At 38.2% G+C, this 14600-nt stretch carries 14 protein-coding genes and 1 other annotated feature; of the genes, 11 read left to right on the top strand and 3 right to left on the bottom strand.

The features are described from left to right. Positions 1-162: 162 nt before the first annotated feature. The 5 genes from JT739_RS07935 to JT739_RS07915 all read left to right on the top strand — a co-directional run bounded on the left by JT739_RS07935 (position 163) and on the right by JT739_RS07915 (position 4817). The gene (locus JT739_RS07935) at positions 163-1203 is read left to right on the top strand and encodes a C4-dicarboxylate TRAP transporter substrate-binding protein (protein ID WP_237660571.1); all 1041 of its coding nucleotides are present in this window, start codon (positions 163-165) and stop codon (positions 1201-1203) included. 83 nt (positions 1204-1286) lie between these two features. After that, on the top strand, positions 1287-1787 hold the full coding sequence (locus JT739_RS07930; RefSeq protein WP_237660570.1) for a TRAP transporter small permease: 501 nt from the start codon (positions 1287-1289) through the stop codon (positions 1785-1787). Position 1788: 1 nt separating this feature from the next. Further along, entirely contained in the window at positions 1789-3081 is a 1293-nt protein-coding gene (locus JT739_RS07925) for a TRAP transporter large permease (RefSeq protein ID WP_237660569.1), read from the top strand. 28 nt (positions 3082-3109) lie between these two features. After that, positions 3110-3751 (top strand): GntR family transcriptional regulator, encoded by a 642-nt coding sequence (locus JT739_RS07920; RefSeq protein WP_237660568.1) that lies wholly within the window; start codon positions 3110-3112, stop codon positions 3749-3751. A gap of 52 nt (positions 3752-3803) precedes the next feature. Continuing rightward, positions 3804-4817: a zinc-binding alcohol dehydrogenase family protein gene (locus JT739_RS07915; RefSeq protein ID WP_237660567.1), complete on the top strand. Its 1014-nt coding sequence runs from the start codon at positions 3804-3806 to the stop codon at positions 4815-4817. A 71-nt stretch (positions 4818-4888) separates the two neighbouring features. Here the strand turns inward: JT739_RS07915 and JT739_RS07910 are convergent, their stop codons facing one another. The 3 genes from JT739_RS07910 to JT739_RS07900 form a co-directional block, all read right to left on the bottom strand. Beyond that, positions 4889-5272 carry a hypothetical protein gene (locus tag JT739_RS07910; protein WP_237660566.1) on the bottom strand — a complete coding sequence of 128 codons (384 nt, stop codon included), beginning with the start codon at positions 5270-5272 and terminating at the stop codon, positions 4889-4891. 83 nt (positions 5273-5355) lie between these two features. Further along, positions 5356-7722: a homocysteine S-methyltransferase family protein gene (locus tag JT739_RS07905; protein WP_237660565.1), complete on the bottom strand. Its 2367-nt coding sequence runs from the start codon at positions 7720-7722 to the stop codon at positions 5356-5358. Beyond that, positions 7697-9076 carry a Na+/H+ antiporter NhaC family protein gene (locus JT739_RS07900; protein WP_237660564.1) on the bottom strand — a complete coding sequence of 460 codons (1380 nt, stop codon included), beginning with the start codon at positions 9074-9076 and terminating at the stop codon, positions 7697-7699. The genes JT739_RS07905 and JT739_RS07900 overlap by 26 nt, the downstream gene beginning before the upstream one ends. Before the next feature lie 182 nt (positions 9077-9258). Here JT739_RS07900 and JT739_RS07895 point away from each other — a divergent pair, with 182 nt between their 5' ends. The 6 genes from JT739_RS07895 (at position 9259) to rplT (ending at position 14590) form a co-directional block, all read left to right on the top strand. Then, complete coding sequence (locus tag JT739_RS07895; RefSeq protein WP_237660563.1) at positions 9259-9726, top strand: PA2169 family four-helix-bundle protein; 468 nt, start codon at positions 9259-9261, stop codon at positions 9724-9726. Positions 9727-9874: 148 nt separating this feature from the next. Further along, positions 9875-11089 carry an MFS transporter gene (locus JT739_RS07890; protein WP_237660562.1) on the top strand — a complete coding sequence of 405 codons (1215 nt, stop codon included), beginning with the start codon at positions 9875-9877 and terminating at the stop codon, positions 11087-11089. Between the two features lie 58 nt (positions 11090-11147). After that, positions 11148-11324: a binding site (T-box leader), on the top strand. Positions 11325-11380: 56 nt separating this feature from the next. Next, a complete protein-coding gene (gene thrS, locus JT739_RS07885; RefSeq protein WP_237660561.1) occupies positions 11381-13291 on the top strand; it encodes a threonine--tRNA ligase in 1911 nt (636 codons plus the stop codon). A gap of 211 nt (positions 13292-13502) precedes the next feature. Then, positions 13503-14009, top strand: coding sequence for a translation initiation factor IF-3 (gene infC / locus JT739_RS07880; RefSeq protein ID WP_370642609.1), 507 nt, complete (start codon positions 13503-13505; stop codon positions 14007-14009). 7 nt (positions 14010-14016) lie between these two features. Continuing rightward, positions 14017-14214 carry a 50S ribosomal protein L35 gene (gene rpmI, locus JT739_RS07875; protein ID WP_237660560.1) on the top strand — a complete coding sequence of 66 codons (198 nt, stop codon included), beginning with the start codon at positions 14017-14019 and terminating at the stop codon, positions 14212-14214. A 19-nt stretch (positions 14215-14233) separates the two neighbouring features. Continuing rightward, entirely contained in the window at positions 14234-14590 is a 357-nt protein-coding gene (gene rplT, locus JT739_RS07870; RefSeq protein WP_237660559.1) for a 50S ribosomal protein L20, read from the top strand. The last annotated feature ends 10 nt before the right edge of the window (positions 14591-14600 follow it).

Here is a 14600-nt window from a genome sequence, read left to right as displayed (position 1 = left end):
TAATTTTACAATTAACCAACACAAATTAATTTCAGATTAAATATAATTTAAGCTTGACACAAACACAAAAATTAAATATATTAAAACTGTATTTTAATACTGATATATTACTGATATATTAGTGGTATATCAGCGGTACAGAAAAAGAAAGGAGAGAATATAATGAAGAAAAAGATTGCTTTGTTACTTATTGCAGCACTGACATTAGCAATTTTGACGGCTTGCGGTTCTACTGGTAAACAAGGAAAAGGAGGACCTCAAAGCGGAGAAACTGCCAGCGAACCTGAGCCAGTTGTTGTCAAAGTGGGGTATGAAAATCACCCAGGAGAACCCTTTGACCTAGGCATGAATGAGTGGAAAAGGCTTCTTGAAGAGAGAAGCAACGGAACTATGAAAATGGAACTTTATCCTTCCAGCCAATTAGGTTCAAAGAATGACTTAATGGACCAAATGTTAGCTGGAGACGCTGTTGTTACATTGGCTGACGGAGCCTTCTATGCTGACAGGGGAGTGCCAGATTTTGGAATTGTTTTTGCCCCTTATCTTTTTGAAACATGGGATGAGTGCTGGAAACTCGTAGAAAGCGATTGGTACAAAGAACAGTGTGCAAAATTAGAGGAAAAAGGATTGAAGATTTTAGCTTCTAACTGGATTTATGGAGAAAGACACACCTTAACCACGAAGCCAGTACATAGTCCAAGTGATTTAAAGGGAATGAAAATCCGCGTGCCAAATAATAAAATTCAAATTAAAGGCTTTGAAGTCTTAGGAGCTGCACCGGTAGGCATGGCTTTAGGAGAAGTATACACTTCATTGCAGCAAGGAACAATAGACGGCCTTGAAAATCCGCTGCCAGTGCTTTACAATGGAAAATTCCATGAAGTAGCTAAATATTTGACATTGGACGGGCACATAAAGAACTTTACCACTTTAGTTTGCGGCACCGAATTTTTCAACTCTTTAACACCTGAGCAGCAGCAAATGTTAATAGAAACAGCTGAAGAAGCAGGTGTATACAACAATAACATAGTACTTGATGTGGAAAAAGAAACTTTAGAGAAGTTTAAGGCTGAAGGTGTACAAGTTATTGAAGTTGATCGAGAAGAGTTTAGAAAAGCTGCAGAGGAATTCTATTCACTTTCCGATTTTACCTCAATATGGTCTGAAGGATTATATGAAACTGTTAAAAATAGCATGAAATAAAACAAATGAAAAACTGATAAGGTATTTGCTGAGCCGGAGACACATAGTCTCCGGCATATAAATACGCTGAAGGGGATGAAATAATGAAGTCTAAAAACGGGCTGTTACACTTGCTGTCAAATTTAGACTGGGCAGTAACATGTATAGCCATGGCTGTACTAATATTTGTTACTTTCCTTGGTGTAATTATGCGTTATTTTTTTAATAATCCTTTAGTTTGGACTGAAGAAGTACAGCTATGGTGTTTCGTTTGGGTAGTTTTCCTTGGCGGAGGAGCAACTTTTAGATTGGGGGAACACGTATCAATAGATATTTTGGTGGATTCATTACCAAAGGCTTTGCGGAAAATTATAAAAGTCTTTGAATATGTAGTTGTCATAGCAGTTCTTATATACTATACAAAATATTCAACTGTACTTGCACAACAGATGGTTAGGACAGAGAGATTGACTAATATACTGGGTATACCGTATGGATTAATATACGGCGCTTTTCCGGTGGGGTGTATTATTATGATTATTAGCTACACAGTGACGGTTGTACAGTATTTTTTAAGTACAAATGAAGTCCAAGGAGGAGTATAAAGTGGGAGCAAGTATCGTAGGCCTAGCCTTTATAATAATGCTAGTCTTGTTGTTTTTAAAGGTACCTGCCTTTGTCTCAATTCTGGCAGGTTCAGCTGTTTATTTCATTTTAACTCCTAATGTGCCAACTCAGATTATAGCACAGAGGGTTATTGCCGGTGTTGAAAGCATTCCACTGCTTGCCATTCCATTCTTTATTGGAGCAGCAGCATATATGAATTATGCTGGAGTTTCAAATAGAATATATGATTTTGCCGATGTGGTGACTGGACATGTAGTGGGCGGATTAGCCCAAGTTAACATATTAGTATCTACTTTAATGGGCGGAATGTCAGGTTCCAATTTAGCCGATGCTTCAATGGACGCCAAAATGTTGGTTCCACAAATGGTGCGGAAAGGCTATTCAAATGCTTTTTCCTCTGTAGTAACAGCTTTTTCTGCTATTATCACACCACTGATTCCACCAGGTATTGCTATGATTCTATATGGTTCCCTTGCAAATATTTCAATAGGTAAATTATTTGTAGCTGGTTTTGGACCAGGAATATTGCTGTGTATTGCATTGATGATAATGGTGCATATAATTTCAAAAAAGCGTGGCTACAAGCCCTCCCGGGATAGTGCTGCCACACCAAGTGAATTTTTTGATGCTCTTAAAAAGGCCTTTTTGCCGCTGTTACTGCCACTAGTTATCATTGGTGGTATACGTATCGGAATCTTTACACCAACTGAGGCTGGTTCTGCTGCCGTTGTTTACGCCCTTTTCCTCGGTTTAATAGTGTATAGAGAGATGGGCTTTAAAGAATTTGTTGCCGGCTTAAAAGAGACAGTAACTGGAACATGTGGTATTATGTTGATAGTTGGAGCTGCTTCAGCTTTCTCCTGGATTTTGACAAGGGAGAAGATTCCACAGCTCTTTATGGAGTTCATACTAGCAAATATTTCAAACAAATATTTATTTTTAATTGCAGTTAATTTATTCTTACTTGTTATCGGCATGTTTATCGAAGGAAATGCAGCAATGATAATATTAGTACCTTTATTGGCGCCGACTGCTGCAGCTTATGGCATCGATGAAATACAATTTGCAATGACAGTAATATTTAATTTGGCCATCGGCTGTGTCACACCGCCAGTTGGAACATTGATGTTTGTAACATGTGGAATAACCAAGTGTAAGATCAGAGATTTTCTAAGAGAAGCAGTGCCATTTTATGCTTTAATTTTCATATGTTTGATACTCATAACATTTGTACCAGCCTTCTCTACAGGAATAGTCAATTTAGTCTACTAAAACTGATTGCACGGCAGGGGGAATATTGTTGAGAAAGACTTTGTCACTGACAGAACAAGCCTACAATAGTATTAAAGACAAAATCATAAAATGCCGAATACTGCCAGGCAGTGATATATCTGAATCTGAAATTTGTGAAGAGTTAGGCATGAGTAGAACTCCTGTAAGAGAAGCATTATTAAGGCTGCAGCAAGAAAACTTTATAACTATTTTTCCCAGAAAAGGGATTATAGTATCTCCTATTACAGTTAAAGATATTCATGAAGTCTATCAAATTAGAGAAATGGTAGAGGTTTATACTGCTACAAACTCATGTAAAAACATGTCAATTGACTGCTTGATGGAATTTAAAGAAAAATTTAGTAAAATAAAATTTATCCCCAATACTCCTGATGCTATGAAGTATTTTGATTTGGATATTCAATTTCATAAATACATTGTCCAAAGTAGCAAAAACGACTATTTAATAGAATTTATGAGCAAAATTTACGATCTTGATTCTCGCATTCGCATTATGTCCACTTTAGAGATAGGAGATATAGAGACAAGATCTAAACCGGAGCATTTTGCCATTATTGACGCTCTAATCGAAAGGGATATTAAAAAAATAGAAAAGAGTATCCTTGAACATTTAAGGACGTCGAGAGAAGCTGCATTGAAAAGAATCTAATAGATGTAGCATTTAATCATTTACTTTTTTTTTGGAGGCTGAGAATTTAAAAATGAAAGTAGTATATATAAAGGAACCAGGGAAAATCGAAGTTATTGAAAAAGATATACCTATTCCTAAAAAAGGAGAAGCTCTTTTAAAAATAAAATATTGTGGCATCTGTGGTTCAGATGTTGCAACTTATACGGGAAATCAGCCTTTTGCCACTTACCCACGGGTTCCAGGCCATGAGTTTTCTGCTGAAATAGTGGAAATTGAGGAAAATGACTATGGCTTAAAAAAAGGTATGATTGTTACTGCTAATCCCTATTTTAACTGTGGCAAATGCTATTCATGCAGGAAAGGAAAAGTAAACTGCTGTGAGTCTAACCAGACAATGGGTGTTCACAGAGACGGTTCTTTTACAGAATATATTACAATGCCAATTGAAAGAATTTACCATGGCAAGGGTTTAAATGCAAGAACCTTAGCATTGATTGAACCTTTTTCAATTGGTTATCATGCAATTAATCGTGGGGAAGTCCAAGAGGAAGACAATGTGTTAGTTTTTGGCGCCGGGCCAATTGGGATCTTTGCGTTGATTTCAGCAAAACTTAAGGGCGCAAAGGTTTATGCAGCTGATATGCTAGATGGAAGATTGGAATATGCCAAGAAGATGGGCGCTGATGGTGTTATTAACGTGGGTAATGAAGATGTAAAGAAAAAAGTTTTAGAGATAACCAATGGCGATGGCATGGATGTCTGTGTGGAAGCAGCAGGTGCACCTGAAACTTTCCTGAAATGTATTGAAACAGTGGCTTTTGCAGGGAAAATTATACTGGTAGGAAACGGGAAAAGAGAGACAACCTTTAATCACTCTGTTTTACTGCAAAAAGAATTAAATGTATATGGTTCTAGAAACAGCTTAAATGATTTTGAGCCTTTAATTGATTTGACATCCAGCGGAAAAGTTAATATAGATGATATTGTTACAGATGAATATGATTTAGATAATGTATTAGATGCTTTTAAAACCTTAACCAACAATGATGGAACCAAATTAAAGGTTTTAGTTAAATTTAGTTAAATATCACGGCAACCATATAAAAGAAAGAGGACAACTCAGTGTCAACTCAGTGTCCTCTTTCTTTTTTTAGCTTACAAGGATTTCAGGTGGGTATTTTTTGACATGAGTTCCAGGATAACAGGAATATTATCATTTATGACTTTGAAATTTTCACTTAGTATTTCCCTTGTCTTCTCAAACTCTTTATAATGGTTATTATTACAGGGTTGTAGCGATTTGTTAGGAATACTATCCGTCTTCCATACCTCACAACCTTCAAAGGGATTTGCTGTCCCAATGTATAAATTATTTTCACTGTCTACAAAGAGAATTCTGCCACCATAGTTGTGGGGATTGTTAAGGCCATCTAGAAAGACAGAACTGAAATTAACTCCATCCTCGGATACATATAGGTCAAATCCCCTTGGAAATTTTATAGCTGTAAAGTGAAAAATGCCTGCTTTATGCCGAGCCAAATACTCTCTCAAACCGAAAAAATCATTGATAAAAACTATTTAATTCAGCATAAATTTTCACACGATTTTTTTCTAAACATTTATTAGGCTTGAAAAACCTTTTGGGCTATCTCTACAGCAGCGCGAGCGTCTTTTCCATAGTAATCAGCACCAATCATGTTTGCATACTCAGGATTTAACACAGCACCACCCACCATAACCTTGCAGTCAATGCCATTAAGTTTTATGGCTTTGATAGTATCTTCCATGCTTTTTACCGAACTTGTCATGAGTGCGCTCAATCCAACAAGGCGGATATTTTCCTGTTTTATCTTTTCTACAATTTCCTGTTCCGGCACATCTATTCCAAGATCAATTACTTCGTAGCCGTAATTTTCCAGCATTGCTTTGACAATATTTTTTCCAATTTCATGAATATCGCCTCTGACGGTGGCCAGCAGTATCTTGCCTTTGATATAAGAAGTGTTTTGTTCGGTGCTTTTAGTATAAGAATTTATTATCTGAAAGGCAGTCTTTGCAGTTTCAGCTGACATTATCATCTGGGGCAGGAAGATTTCGCCGGTTTCGAATTTCTTACCTACATCATCTAGTGCAGGGATTAAGATCCCATCTACGATTTCCATGGGAGATTTTTGTTTTAACAGCTCATCAATAGCAGGCTTAACTTCATCCGTTAACCCCTCACAGATAATTGATTTTAAATCGGGTCTATCTATTTTTTCTACATTTGTAATGTCAGCAGATTTTGCATAGGTGCTGATGTAATGATCTGCATTTTTATCATGGCCTGAAAGCACATTAAATGCGTCTATTGTCTTTATCATTTCCAAATCCAATGGATCTATAATTGGAAGATCAAGTCCAGCGCCGAGGGCAGCTGCTAAAAAAGTTCGGTTTAATAATGACCTGTTTGGTAAACCAAAGGAAATATTGCTGACTCCGAGAATTGTTAAAACTCCTAGCTCCTTTTTGATAAGTTGTAATGCCTTAATGGTTTGGGCAGCCGCCTCTTGTTCGGCTGAAGACGCAAGCACAAGGCAGTCAACGATAATGTCATTTTTGTGGATACCGTAGGCTGTTGCTGTTTCAATGATCTTTTCTGCTATTTTTAACCTTTTTTCCGGGGTTTCAGGAATGCCCGTTTCGTCTAAAGTCATGGCGATTACACAGGCTCCGTATTTTTTTGCTATGGGCAAAATGGCTTCCATTGAACTTGCCTTGCCATTTACCGAGTTTATTATAGGTCTTCCACTGTAGATCCTGCATGCTGCTTCTAATACTTGTGGTTTTGTGCTATCAAACATCAGGGGAGAATTAACAGCGCCTTGCAGTTTTGTCACCAGCTCAATCATGGCTTGCTTTTCGTCTATTTCCGGAAGGCCTGCATTTACATTTATAATTTTAGCTCCTGCATCCCTTTGCTTTATGGCTTCTTTAAGTATGTAATCGTAGGTGCGGTTTCTAAGGGCCTGCTTCATTTTGGGCTTTCCCGAGGGGTTTATCCTTTCACCAATTATGCTTATGCCCTCTGTCAAAATTACGGTTTTAGAATAGGAACTAGCCGCCGTAAAATCCACAACATTTCTTTTTCCGGGACTAAAACCCCAAAGCACATTTTTTACGGCTCTAATATGCTCCGGTGTTGTGCCACAGCATCCGCCCAGTATTGTAACACCTTTTTGTGCCATTGCTTTGGCATAAAGGGAAAATTCCTGTGGTTCTATTTCGTAAACAGTTTTACCGTCTTGGATTTTAGGAAGTCCCGCATTTGGCTGAATAATTACCGGTATTTTAGAATACCGCACCAATTCATCTACCAAGTGCAGAATTTCCTTTGGGCCAAGGGAACAGTTTGCTCCTAGTGCGTCAAGGCCTAAGTTCTGTAAGATGTTGACCATTGTAAGGACATCTGTACCTGTTAAAGTCCTACCGTCCTGTTGAAAGGTCATGGTACATATTACTGGAAGCTTACTGTTTTCTTTAGCTGCCAGGACAGCGGCTTTAGCTTCATATATATCTGACATGGTTTCTATGAGGATTACGTCTGCTCCCGCCGCTTCTCCTGCCATGATTTGTTCGGAAAAAGCAGTATATGCATCCTCAAAAGATAAATCGCCGTGGGGTTTCATGAGCTTTCCGGTTGGTCCTATATCCAGTGCCACCCATTTTTCCTTCGATGCCCTACGGGCAATGTTAACCGCCTGAGCAACCACATCTTTTACAGCAAATCCTGAACCTTTAAGTTTAAATCGGTTAGCTCCGAATGTGTTGGTAGTTATAACATCTGCACCGGCTTCCAGGTATTTGCTGTGAATAGATTCTATAATATCCGGATGAGTGAAATTATAGCTTTCCGGCAGTTCTCCGGCTCCCATTCCAAAGGCTTGAAGCATGGTGCCCATGGCTCCATCGAAGATAATAAAATTATCGAAGTTCAGCTGTTTTCTCATGACATTTCCTCCTTACTGAGTTTAAAAGTCCGGCCCTTTTATCTTTAGGATTCATAAATGAAATGAAAAGATTCCACAGAGGGACAAGGTACAGATAAACTGCATAAGTTATGGAGTTTGTTGGAGCACCTACAGTTGAAATTGGAAATACAGCAGCAATACTCCAGGGAATAAGGGCACTCACTAATATAACTGTATTTTCCAGATAAACAGCTAATTGTTCTCTGTCGGAAATTAGATTATTCGCTATTTCATAAGTCAACATTGTTGCAAGAGTTTGATTGCAGCTAAACGCTGCGGTAATTATTGAAATAATTAACACCGTAGCAAACTTTGTACTGTGCTGGGCTATGGTATTACTCCAAAGCTTTATTCGGTCGAGCAATTTTGTGTTGCGAAAGATACCAAAATAGGATGAAGAAATTGCGATTATTGCCATAGTTTTTGCCATGGATATAAGTCCTCCACCGTTTATTAACTTGGCAAGTGTCAAGTTTTCCGTATGATAGCCGTATATTAAACACTTAAAAAGTTCGTACAAGCTCATCTCCTGAAAGTAAAGGCAAATAAAAATGCCGAATATGATACTCCAAACAATTGTCACTTTGATATTGTATTTGCAAATCGCGAGTACCACAATTATAAGAGCAGGCAGTATTACCCAGGGACTTAAATTAAAATTATCCGCAAAAACAGCCACAGTGTCAGTTGTTACATTGCTGCTAATGCCCACATATCCGGTAATTGCATAAAAGGCGACTGTAAATATAAAAGGAAAAGCCGAAGTTTTTATCATGTTTTTTATGTTAGTGTAGATATCAGTTCCGGTCAGTTCACAAACCAGCAGTGCGCTGGTAGACATGGGAGAACACCTGTCGCCAAAAAAAACACCTGATAAAATAGCTCCCCCAAGATAAAAAGGAGATATACCTAATGCTTTGCCTGTAATCATACAAATTATTCCCATGGTGCTGACTGTTCCGAAAGCTGTTCCTGTTAAAAAAGAAACCAGTGAACACAAAAGAAAGGCAAACATGACAAAAAACCGTGAATCAACCATCAAAAGTGTATGATAGATTATAAATGGAATTGTCCCACCAGCCCGCCAAAGAGCAGTTAGCATTCCTATTAATGAAAATACTATGAGAATTGTTCTTGCTTCCTTAATGCCATTTAAAATCATTTTACCTATTTGCGCATATGTGTATTTTCTGTACAGTGAATAAAAAACAAAGCATATGAGACCCAAAAACAGTGCAACTAATATTGAAAAATCTTTCAGTATACAGACAAACAGCACACAGGCAAAGATAAGTAGTGTTATCATCTCTGCCATTGATATCACCGCTTTCACCTAAGGAATTCCGTAATATTAAAAAAATACTATAATATAGGATATTATAACATATGCTTTTAGAATTCAAAGTAAAAAAAGCTTAATTCATATAAGGAAGCTAAAGAACGATTTATAAACAAGTATTAATTTGCAACTTAGTGGCAAGATAAAGACAGCGCATTTTTATAAGGAGTGATGGGATGAAAGATACAATTAAAATAATAAAAGTACTAAATGAGCTTTTGCAGGGAGAATACATGGCAGTGGAAAGCTTTAATAATTTCATATCTAGGGTAGAAGATGAGAAAATAAAAACCGAATTTCAAAGGATTCAACAACAGCACCGGAGTAATATAGAAAAACTTGCTACTTATATCCAGAATTTAGGAGGGCAGCCTGACGAAAACCTTGGTTTTAAGGGTAAAATGGGTGATTTAAAGGTTAATTTAGACTTGGGATTTAGGAGCGATGATGCTGAGATATTAAAAAAGGCCATCGAAGGAGAAACCAGAGGCGTCAATATGGCTGAAAAAATCCTGAGGGGCAACCTGGATGATAAATCCAGAGATGTTGTAGGAGAGATACTTCATAAAGACAGAATGGCTATCCGCAAGTTAAAGACCTTGGCAGAACAAAAGTGCGTTTGTTCAGTAAATTTACGCGGATGATTTGGCTATTTTTATTGAAATTTAGACCCTTTTATGGTATCATTTAAACAATTATTATGTAGTGTTATAATTACGACAGTGGATTTATGTCCTCTGTCGTTTTTTGGTTGCTATTATCCTTTCAAAATAAATGAAAGGGAAATCTTTTATGAGGAATAAAGCTGTAAAAAAAGGTCAGCCGCTTTTTGACAAAAGGATTATTTTATTTCTCTTAAGTCAAAACATATCGTTATTTGGCTCATCAGTTGTTGCCTTTGCTATTATGTGGTATATTACACTAGAAACTTCTTCGGGAGTATGGTTAATGATGTCTACTATTTGCTCAATGGTTCCGCAGGTAGTGGTTTCACTATGGGGCGGTGTTTGGGCAGATAGATATAATCGAAAATACCTGATTATGTTATCAGATAGTTTTATTGCTTTGGCAACACTGGGCCTCGCCATTGCTTTTTGGGCGGGCTTTAGACGCATGGAGTTATTGCTTGCGGTATCAGCAGTGCGTTCAATTGGAGCTGGAATTCAAACGCCTGCTGTAAATGCTATTTATCCTCAGCTTGTACCTAAGGAAAACCTAACAAAGGTCCAGGGAGTCAATCAAACGCTGAATTCTTTATTAATGCTGCTTGCACCTGCTGCAGGAGGTGCACTCCTTGCTACTATGGACATTGCGTGGGCCTTTATGGTGGATGTGGTTACTGCGGCATTTGCTGTTCTGATAATTGGATTTATAAAGGTGGAAAAAGTTGAACGTATGGATGCACATGAATCTATATTCACTGATTTAAAACAGGGTATTTATTATGCATTCCAGCATCCATTGCTTAGAGGAATTATTATCTGTTATGCATTCTCCTTCTTTTTAATTACTCCTGCAGCTGTACTGACACCCCTTCAAGTAGAAAGAAGTTTCGGCGGTGATGTATGGAGACTCTCTGCTATTGAGATAGTCTGGACAATCGGTACACTAATTGGTGGCGTATTTGTTTCATTACATGGAGATTTCAAGGATAAGATTAAAACCATTGCTATCTGCCTTGTGGCTTTTGGAATAAGCTTCGTCCTGCTCGGCATAACGGGAAACTTTATCTTATATTTGATTATTATGGCATGTTCTGGTTTCTTTGTGCCTATTATCTCCACAGCGGAAACAGTATTTATTCAGGAAATTACTGATCCATCAGTGTTAGGCCGGGTCTTTTCTATTGTTCAAATTATCACAGCCAGTTCTATGCCGGTGGCCATTTTGATTTTTGGCCCATTGGCAGATGTGATATCGGTAGAAACAATTTTGATTTTATCAGGGGCCCTTTTGGCATTAGTAGGTATAATATATCAGCGCAGCAATAAAGCTGTAGGACAGTAGCCGCGAACTCTTGACATATGTAACCATAAGATTTATAATAAATAAAATTCTATAGTTACAAAAAACTATGATGAGAAGAGTAAGCTTATGATTTTTCCCTCAGAGAGGGGCCGGTAGCTGGAAAAGCCCTGGGAAAACTAAGCCGAAGACCACCTCGGAGTTTTACGGCTGCAAGCCTTAAAAGCTAATGAGTTCAAATTAGGGTGGAACCACGGGAAAGCCTCTCGTCCCTTAGGGATGAGAGGCTTTTTGAATAACATAATGTAACATAAAGGTAAAGGAAGGGGTATTATGAACGAAGTACAGGTAACATTAAAAGATGGAATTAAAAAAACATATCCGAAGGGTATTTCATTGTTTGAAATTGCCGAAGATATAAGCAAGAAGCTGGGAAAAGAGGCCCTGGCTGCCAAAGTGGACGGAGTCGTAAAAGATTTAAGCTACAAAGTCCAAGACGATTGCCAGGTTGAAATACTGACTTTTGACGATGAAGAAGGCCGCAAAGTATTTTGGCACAGCACATCTCATGTAATGGCTCAGGCGGTAAAGCGACTATTTCCGGAAGTAAAGCTCGCTATTGGCCCTGCTATTGACGAAGGCTTCTATTATGATTTTGACAGGGAGGAAAGCTTTTCTCCATCTGATCTTGAGAAAATAGAACAGGAAATGGCGAAAATAGTTGCAGAAGACTATGCTTTTTATCGGGAAGATATTTCAAGGCAAGAAGCTTTAAATCATTTGAAAAACCAAAATGAGCCTTATAAAGTAGAATTAGTTGAGGAACTTCCAGAAGAGGCGAACATAAGTTTTTATAAACAGGGAGAGTTTACAGACCTTTGTGCAGGTCCTCATATTCCCTCTACGGGCAAAATAAAAGCCTTTAAGCTGACAAGCCTTGCTGGCGCTTACTGGAGAGGCGATGAACGCAATAAGATGCTTCAAAGGATTTACGGCATATCTTTTCCCAAAAAATCCATGCTGGAAGAATACCTTGTCAGAATTGAAGAAGCTAAAAAGCGCGATCATCGCAAACTGGGCAAAGAACTCGATCTTTTCAGCATTCACGAGGAAGGGCCAGGTTTTCCGTTTTTCCATCCAAAGGGCATGGTGATATGGAATATATTGACTGATTTTTGGCGCCGTGAGCATCAAAAACGGGGTTATCAGGAGATAAAAACACCCATCATATTAAATGAACAGCTCTGGCGCAGATCAGGCCACTGGGACCACTACAAGGAGAATATGTACTTTACTAAAATAGATGAATTGGATTATGCAGTAAAGCCCATGAACTGCCCTGGCGGCATACTCATGTATAAAACTGCTTCACACAGTTACAGGGATTTACCCATAAGATTGGGGGAACTTGGGCTTGTCCATAGGCACGAAAAGTCAGGGGTATTGCATGGGCTCATGAGAGTACGCTGTTTTACCCAGGATGATGCACACATATTTATGATGCCTTCTCAAATAGAGGAAGAGATAATAGGTGTAATAGATTTAATTGATTATGTCTACAAAATATTTGGCTTTGAATATCATGTAGAGCTTTCCACAAGACCTGAAGACTCCATGGGCTCTGACGAGCTATGGGAGCAGGCAACAAATGCCTTGCAAAAAGCCCTAGAAAAAAAAGGTATGCCATATAAAATAAATGAAGGCGATGGCGCTTTTTACGGTCCTAAAATAGATTTTCACTTAAAGGATAGTATAGGAAGGACCTGGCAGTGCGGCACCATACAGTTGGACTTCCAGATGCCAGAGCGCTTTGACTTAACGTATATTGGTCCTGATGGAGAAAAACATCGCCCAGTTATGATTCACCGCGTTATCTTCGGCAGTATAGAACGGTTCATCGGGATATTGATAGAACATTTTGCCGGTGCTTTTCCGGTTTGGCTGGCTCCTGTTCAGGCCAGAATACTGCCTATTAGTGAAAAACACATGGATTATGCCCGCAAAGTAAAACACCGCTTGGAGGAAGCTGGTATCAGAGTAGAGCTTGACGAAAGAAACGAAAAGATAGGCTACAAAATACGAGAAGCACAGATGCAAAAAGTTCCATATATGTTAATTGTGGGCGATAAAGAAGCAGAAGAAAATACTGTTTCTGTGCGGGTGAGGGAAAAAGGCGATATTGGGCAAAAATCTATTGAATCCTTTATTGATGAAGTAAAATCATTAACTTCAAAATTTAATTGACAGTAAAGGTTAATATGTGATATATTAACTGGTGTAATTAAATAACAATTCTAAGCAGAAGATTCACTTCTCACCTTATGGCTAAGGCTTATAAGGTTATTAATCTGTCAACGGTAAGGACGGGACGAGTGATTCTTCTCGTCCCTTTTTTATTAATTGGTTTTATTATGTCTTGGAGGTGAACAGTATTAGCAAAGATAAGGATATACAGGTGAACCACGAAATTAAGGCTCGCGAAGTTAGAGTGATAGGCCCTGATGGAAAGCAATTGGGTATCATGCCGTTAAAAGATGCGCTGCGCCACGCACAGGAAGCTCAACTGGACCTTGTAAAGGTTGCATCTGATGCCAAGCCGCCCGTATGTAAAATTATGGATTATGGGAAATATAAATATGAACAGAGCAAACGTGAAAAAGAAGCACGCAAAAATCAAAAAGTAATCAATGTAAAAGAAATCAGGATGAACCCTACCATTGATGACCACGATTTCCAAGTCAGATTAAAAAGTGCTATAAAGTTTTTACAAGATGGAAACAAGGTTAAGGTGAGCATTAAATTTCGGGGTAGGCAAATGACACACACCAAATTGGGTGAAGATGTTTTAAACAAGATGATAGAACAGACAAAAGAGCTGGGAGTAGTTGAAAAGCCACCTGTAATTGAAGGTAGAAATATGGTCATGATTCTTTCACCAAAACAAACTAAAACTAAGGAGTGACATATTTATGCCAAAAGTAAAAACACACAGAGGAGCTGCTAAAAGATTTAGAGTTACAAAAACAGGTAAGATTAAAAGGGCTAAGGCCTTCAAAAGCCATATATTAACCAAGAAAACTGCTAAGAGAAAAAGATACTTAAGAAAACCGGCTATGCTTAGTAAAGCCGATTTAAAGAGAATAAAACAGGTAATACCTTATATGTAAGTCAAAGGAGGATAATTATATGGCACGAGTTAAAAGAGGAGTTACTGCACGTAAGCGACATAAAAAGATTCTTAAGCTTGCAAAAGGTTATAGAGGCTCAATGAGCAAATTATTTAGACCTGCTAACCAGGCGGTCTTAAAGGCTTTATCTCATGCTTACAGAGGTAGAAAACTTAAAAAGAGAGATTTTAGGAAGCTGTGGATTGCCAGAATCAATGCCGCAGCCAGATCCAATGGAATTTCTTACAGCAAGTTTATCTGCGGCCTTAAAAAAGCCGGAATACAAATTAATCGCAAAATGTTGTCTGAAATGGCAATAAATGATGCTAGCGGGTTTTCTCAGTTGGTAGATATTGCCAAGGCAAACGTCCAGTAAAAAGCGGCTC

The organism is Tepidanaerobacter sp. GT38, from assembly GCF_021991635.1.
GTDB lineage: Bacteria > Bacillota > Thermosediminibacteria > Thermosediminibacterales > Tepidanaerobacteraceae > DTU063.
The sequence above is the reverse complement of the archived record's forward strand: the minus strand, read 5'-3'. Positions and strand labels throughout refer to the sequence as shown.

What these genes read in the sequence shown, in the direction of transcription:
- JT739_RS07895 (WP_237660563.1), top strand. Translation starts at nt 9,259, where the DNA reads ATGAAAGATACAATTAAAATAATAAAAGTACTAAATGAGCTTTTGCAG.
- rplT (WP_237660559.1), top strand. Translation starts at nt 14,234, where the DNA reads ATGGCACGAGTTAAAAGAGGAGTTACTGCACGTAAGCGACATAAAAAG.
- JT739_RS07930 (WP_237660570.1), top strand. Translation starts at nt 1,287, where the DNA reads ATGAAGTCTAAAAACGGGCTGTTACACTTGCTGTCAAATTTAGACTGG.
- JT739_RS07935 (WP_237660571.1), top strand. Translation starts at nt 163, where the DNA reads ATGAAGAAAAAGATTGCTTTGTTACTTATTGCAGCACTGACATTAGCA.
- thrS (WP_237660561.1), top strand. Translation starts at nt 11,381, where the DNA reads ATGAACGAAGTACAGGTAACATTAAAAGATGGAATTAAAAAAACATAT.
- JT739_RS07915 (WP_237660567.1), top strand. Translation starts at nt 3,804, where the DNA reads ATGAAAGTAGTATATATAAAGGAACCAGGGAAAATCGAAGTTATTGAA.
- JT739_RS07905 (WP_237660565.1), bottom strand. Translation starts at nt 7,722, where the DNA reads ATGAGAAAACAGCTGAACTTCGATAATTTTATTATCTTCGATGGAGCC.
- JT739_RS07890 (WP_237660562.1), top strand. Translation starts at nt 9,875, where the DNA reads ATGAGGAATAAAGCTGTAAAAAAAGGTCAGCCGCTTTTTGACAAAAGG.
- rpmI (WP_237660560.1), top strand. Translation starts at nt 14,017, where the DNA reads ATGCCAAAAGTAAAAACACACAGAGGAGCTGCTAAAAGATTTAGAGTT.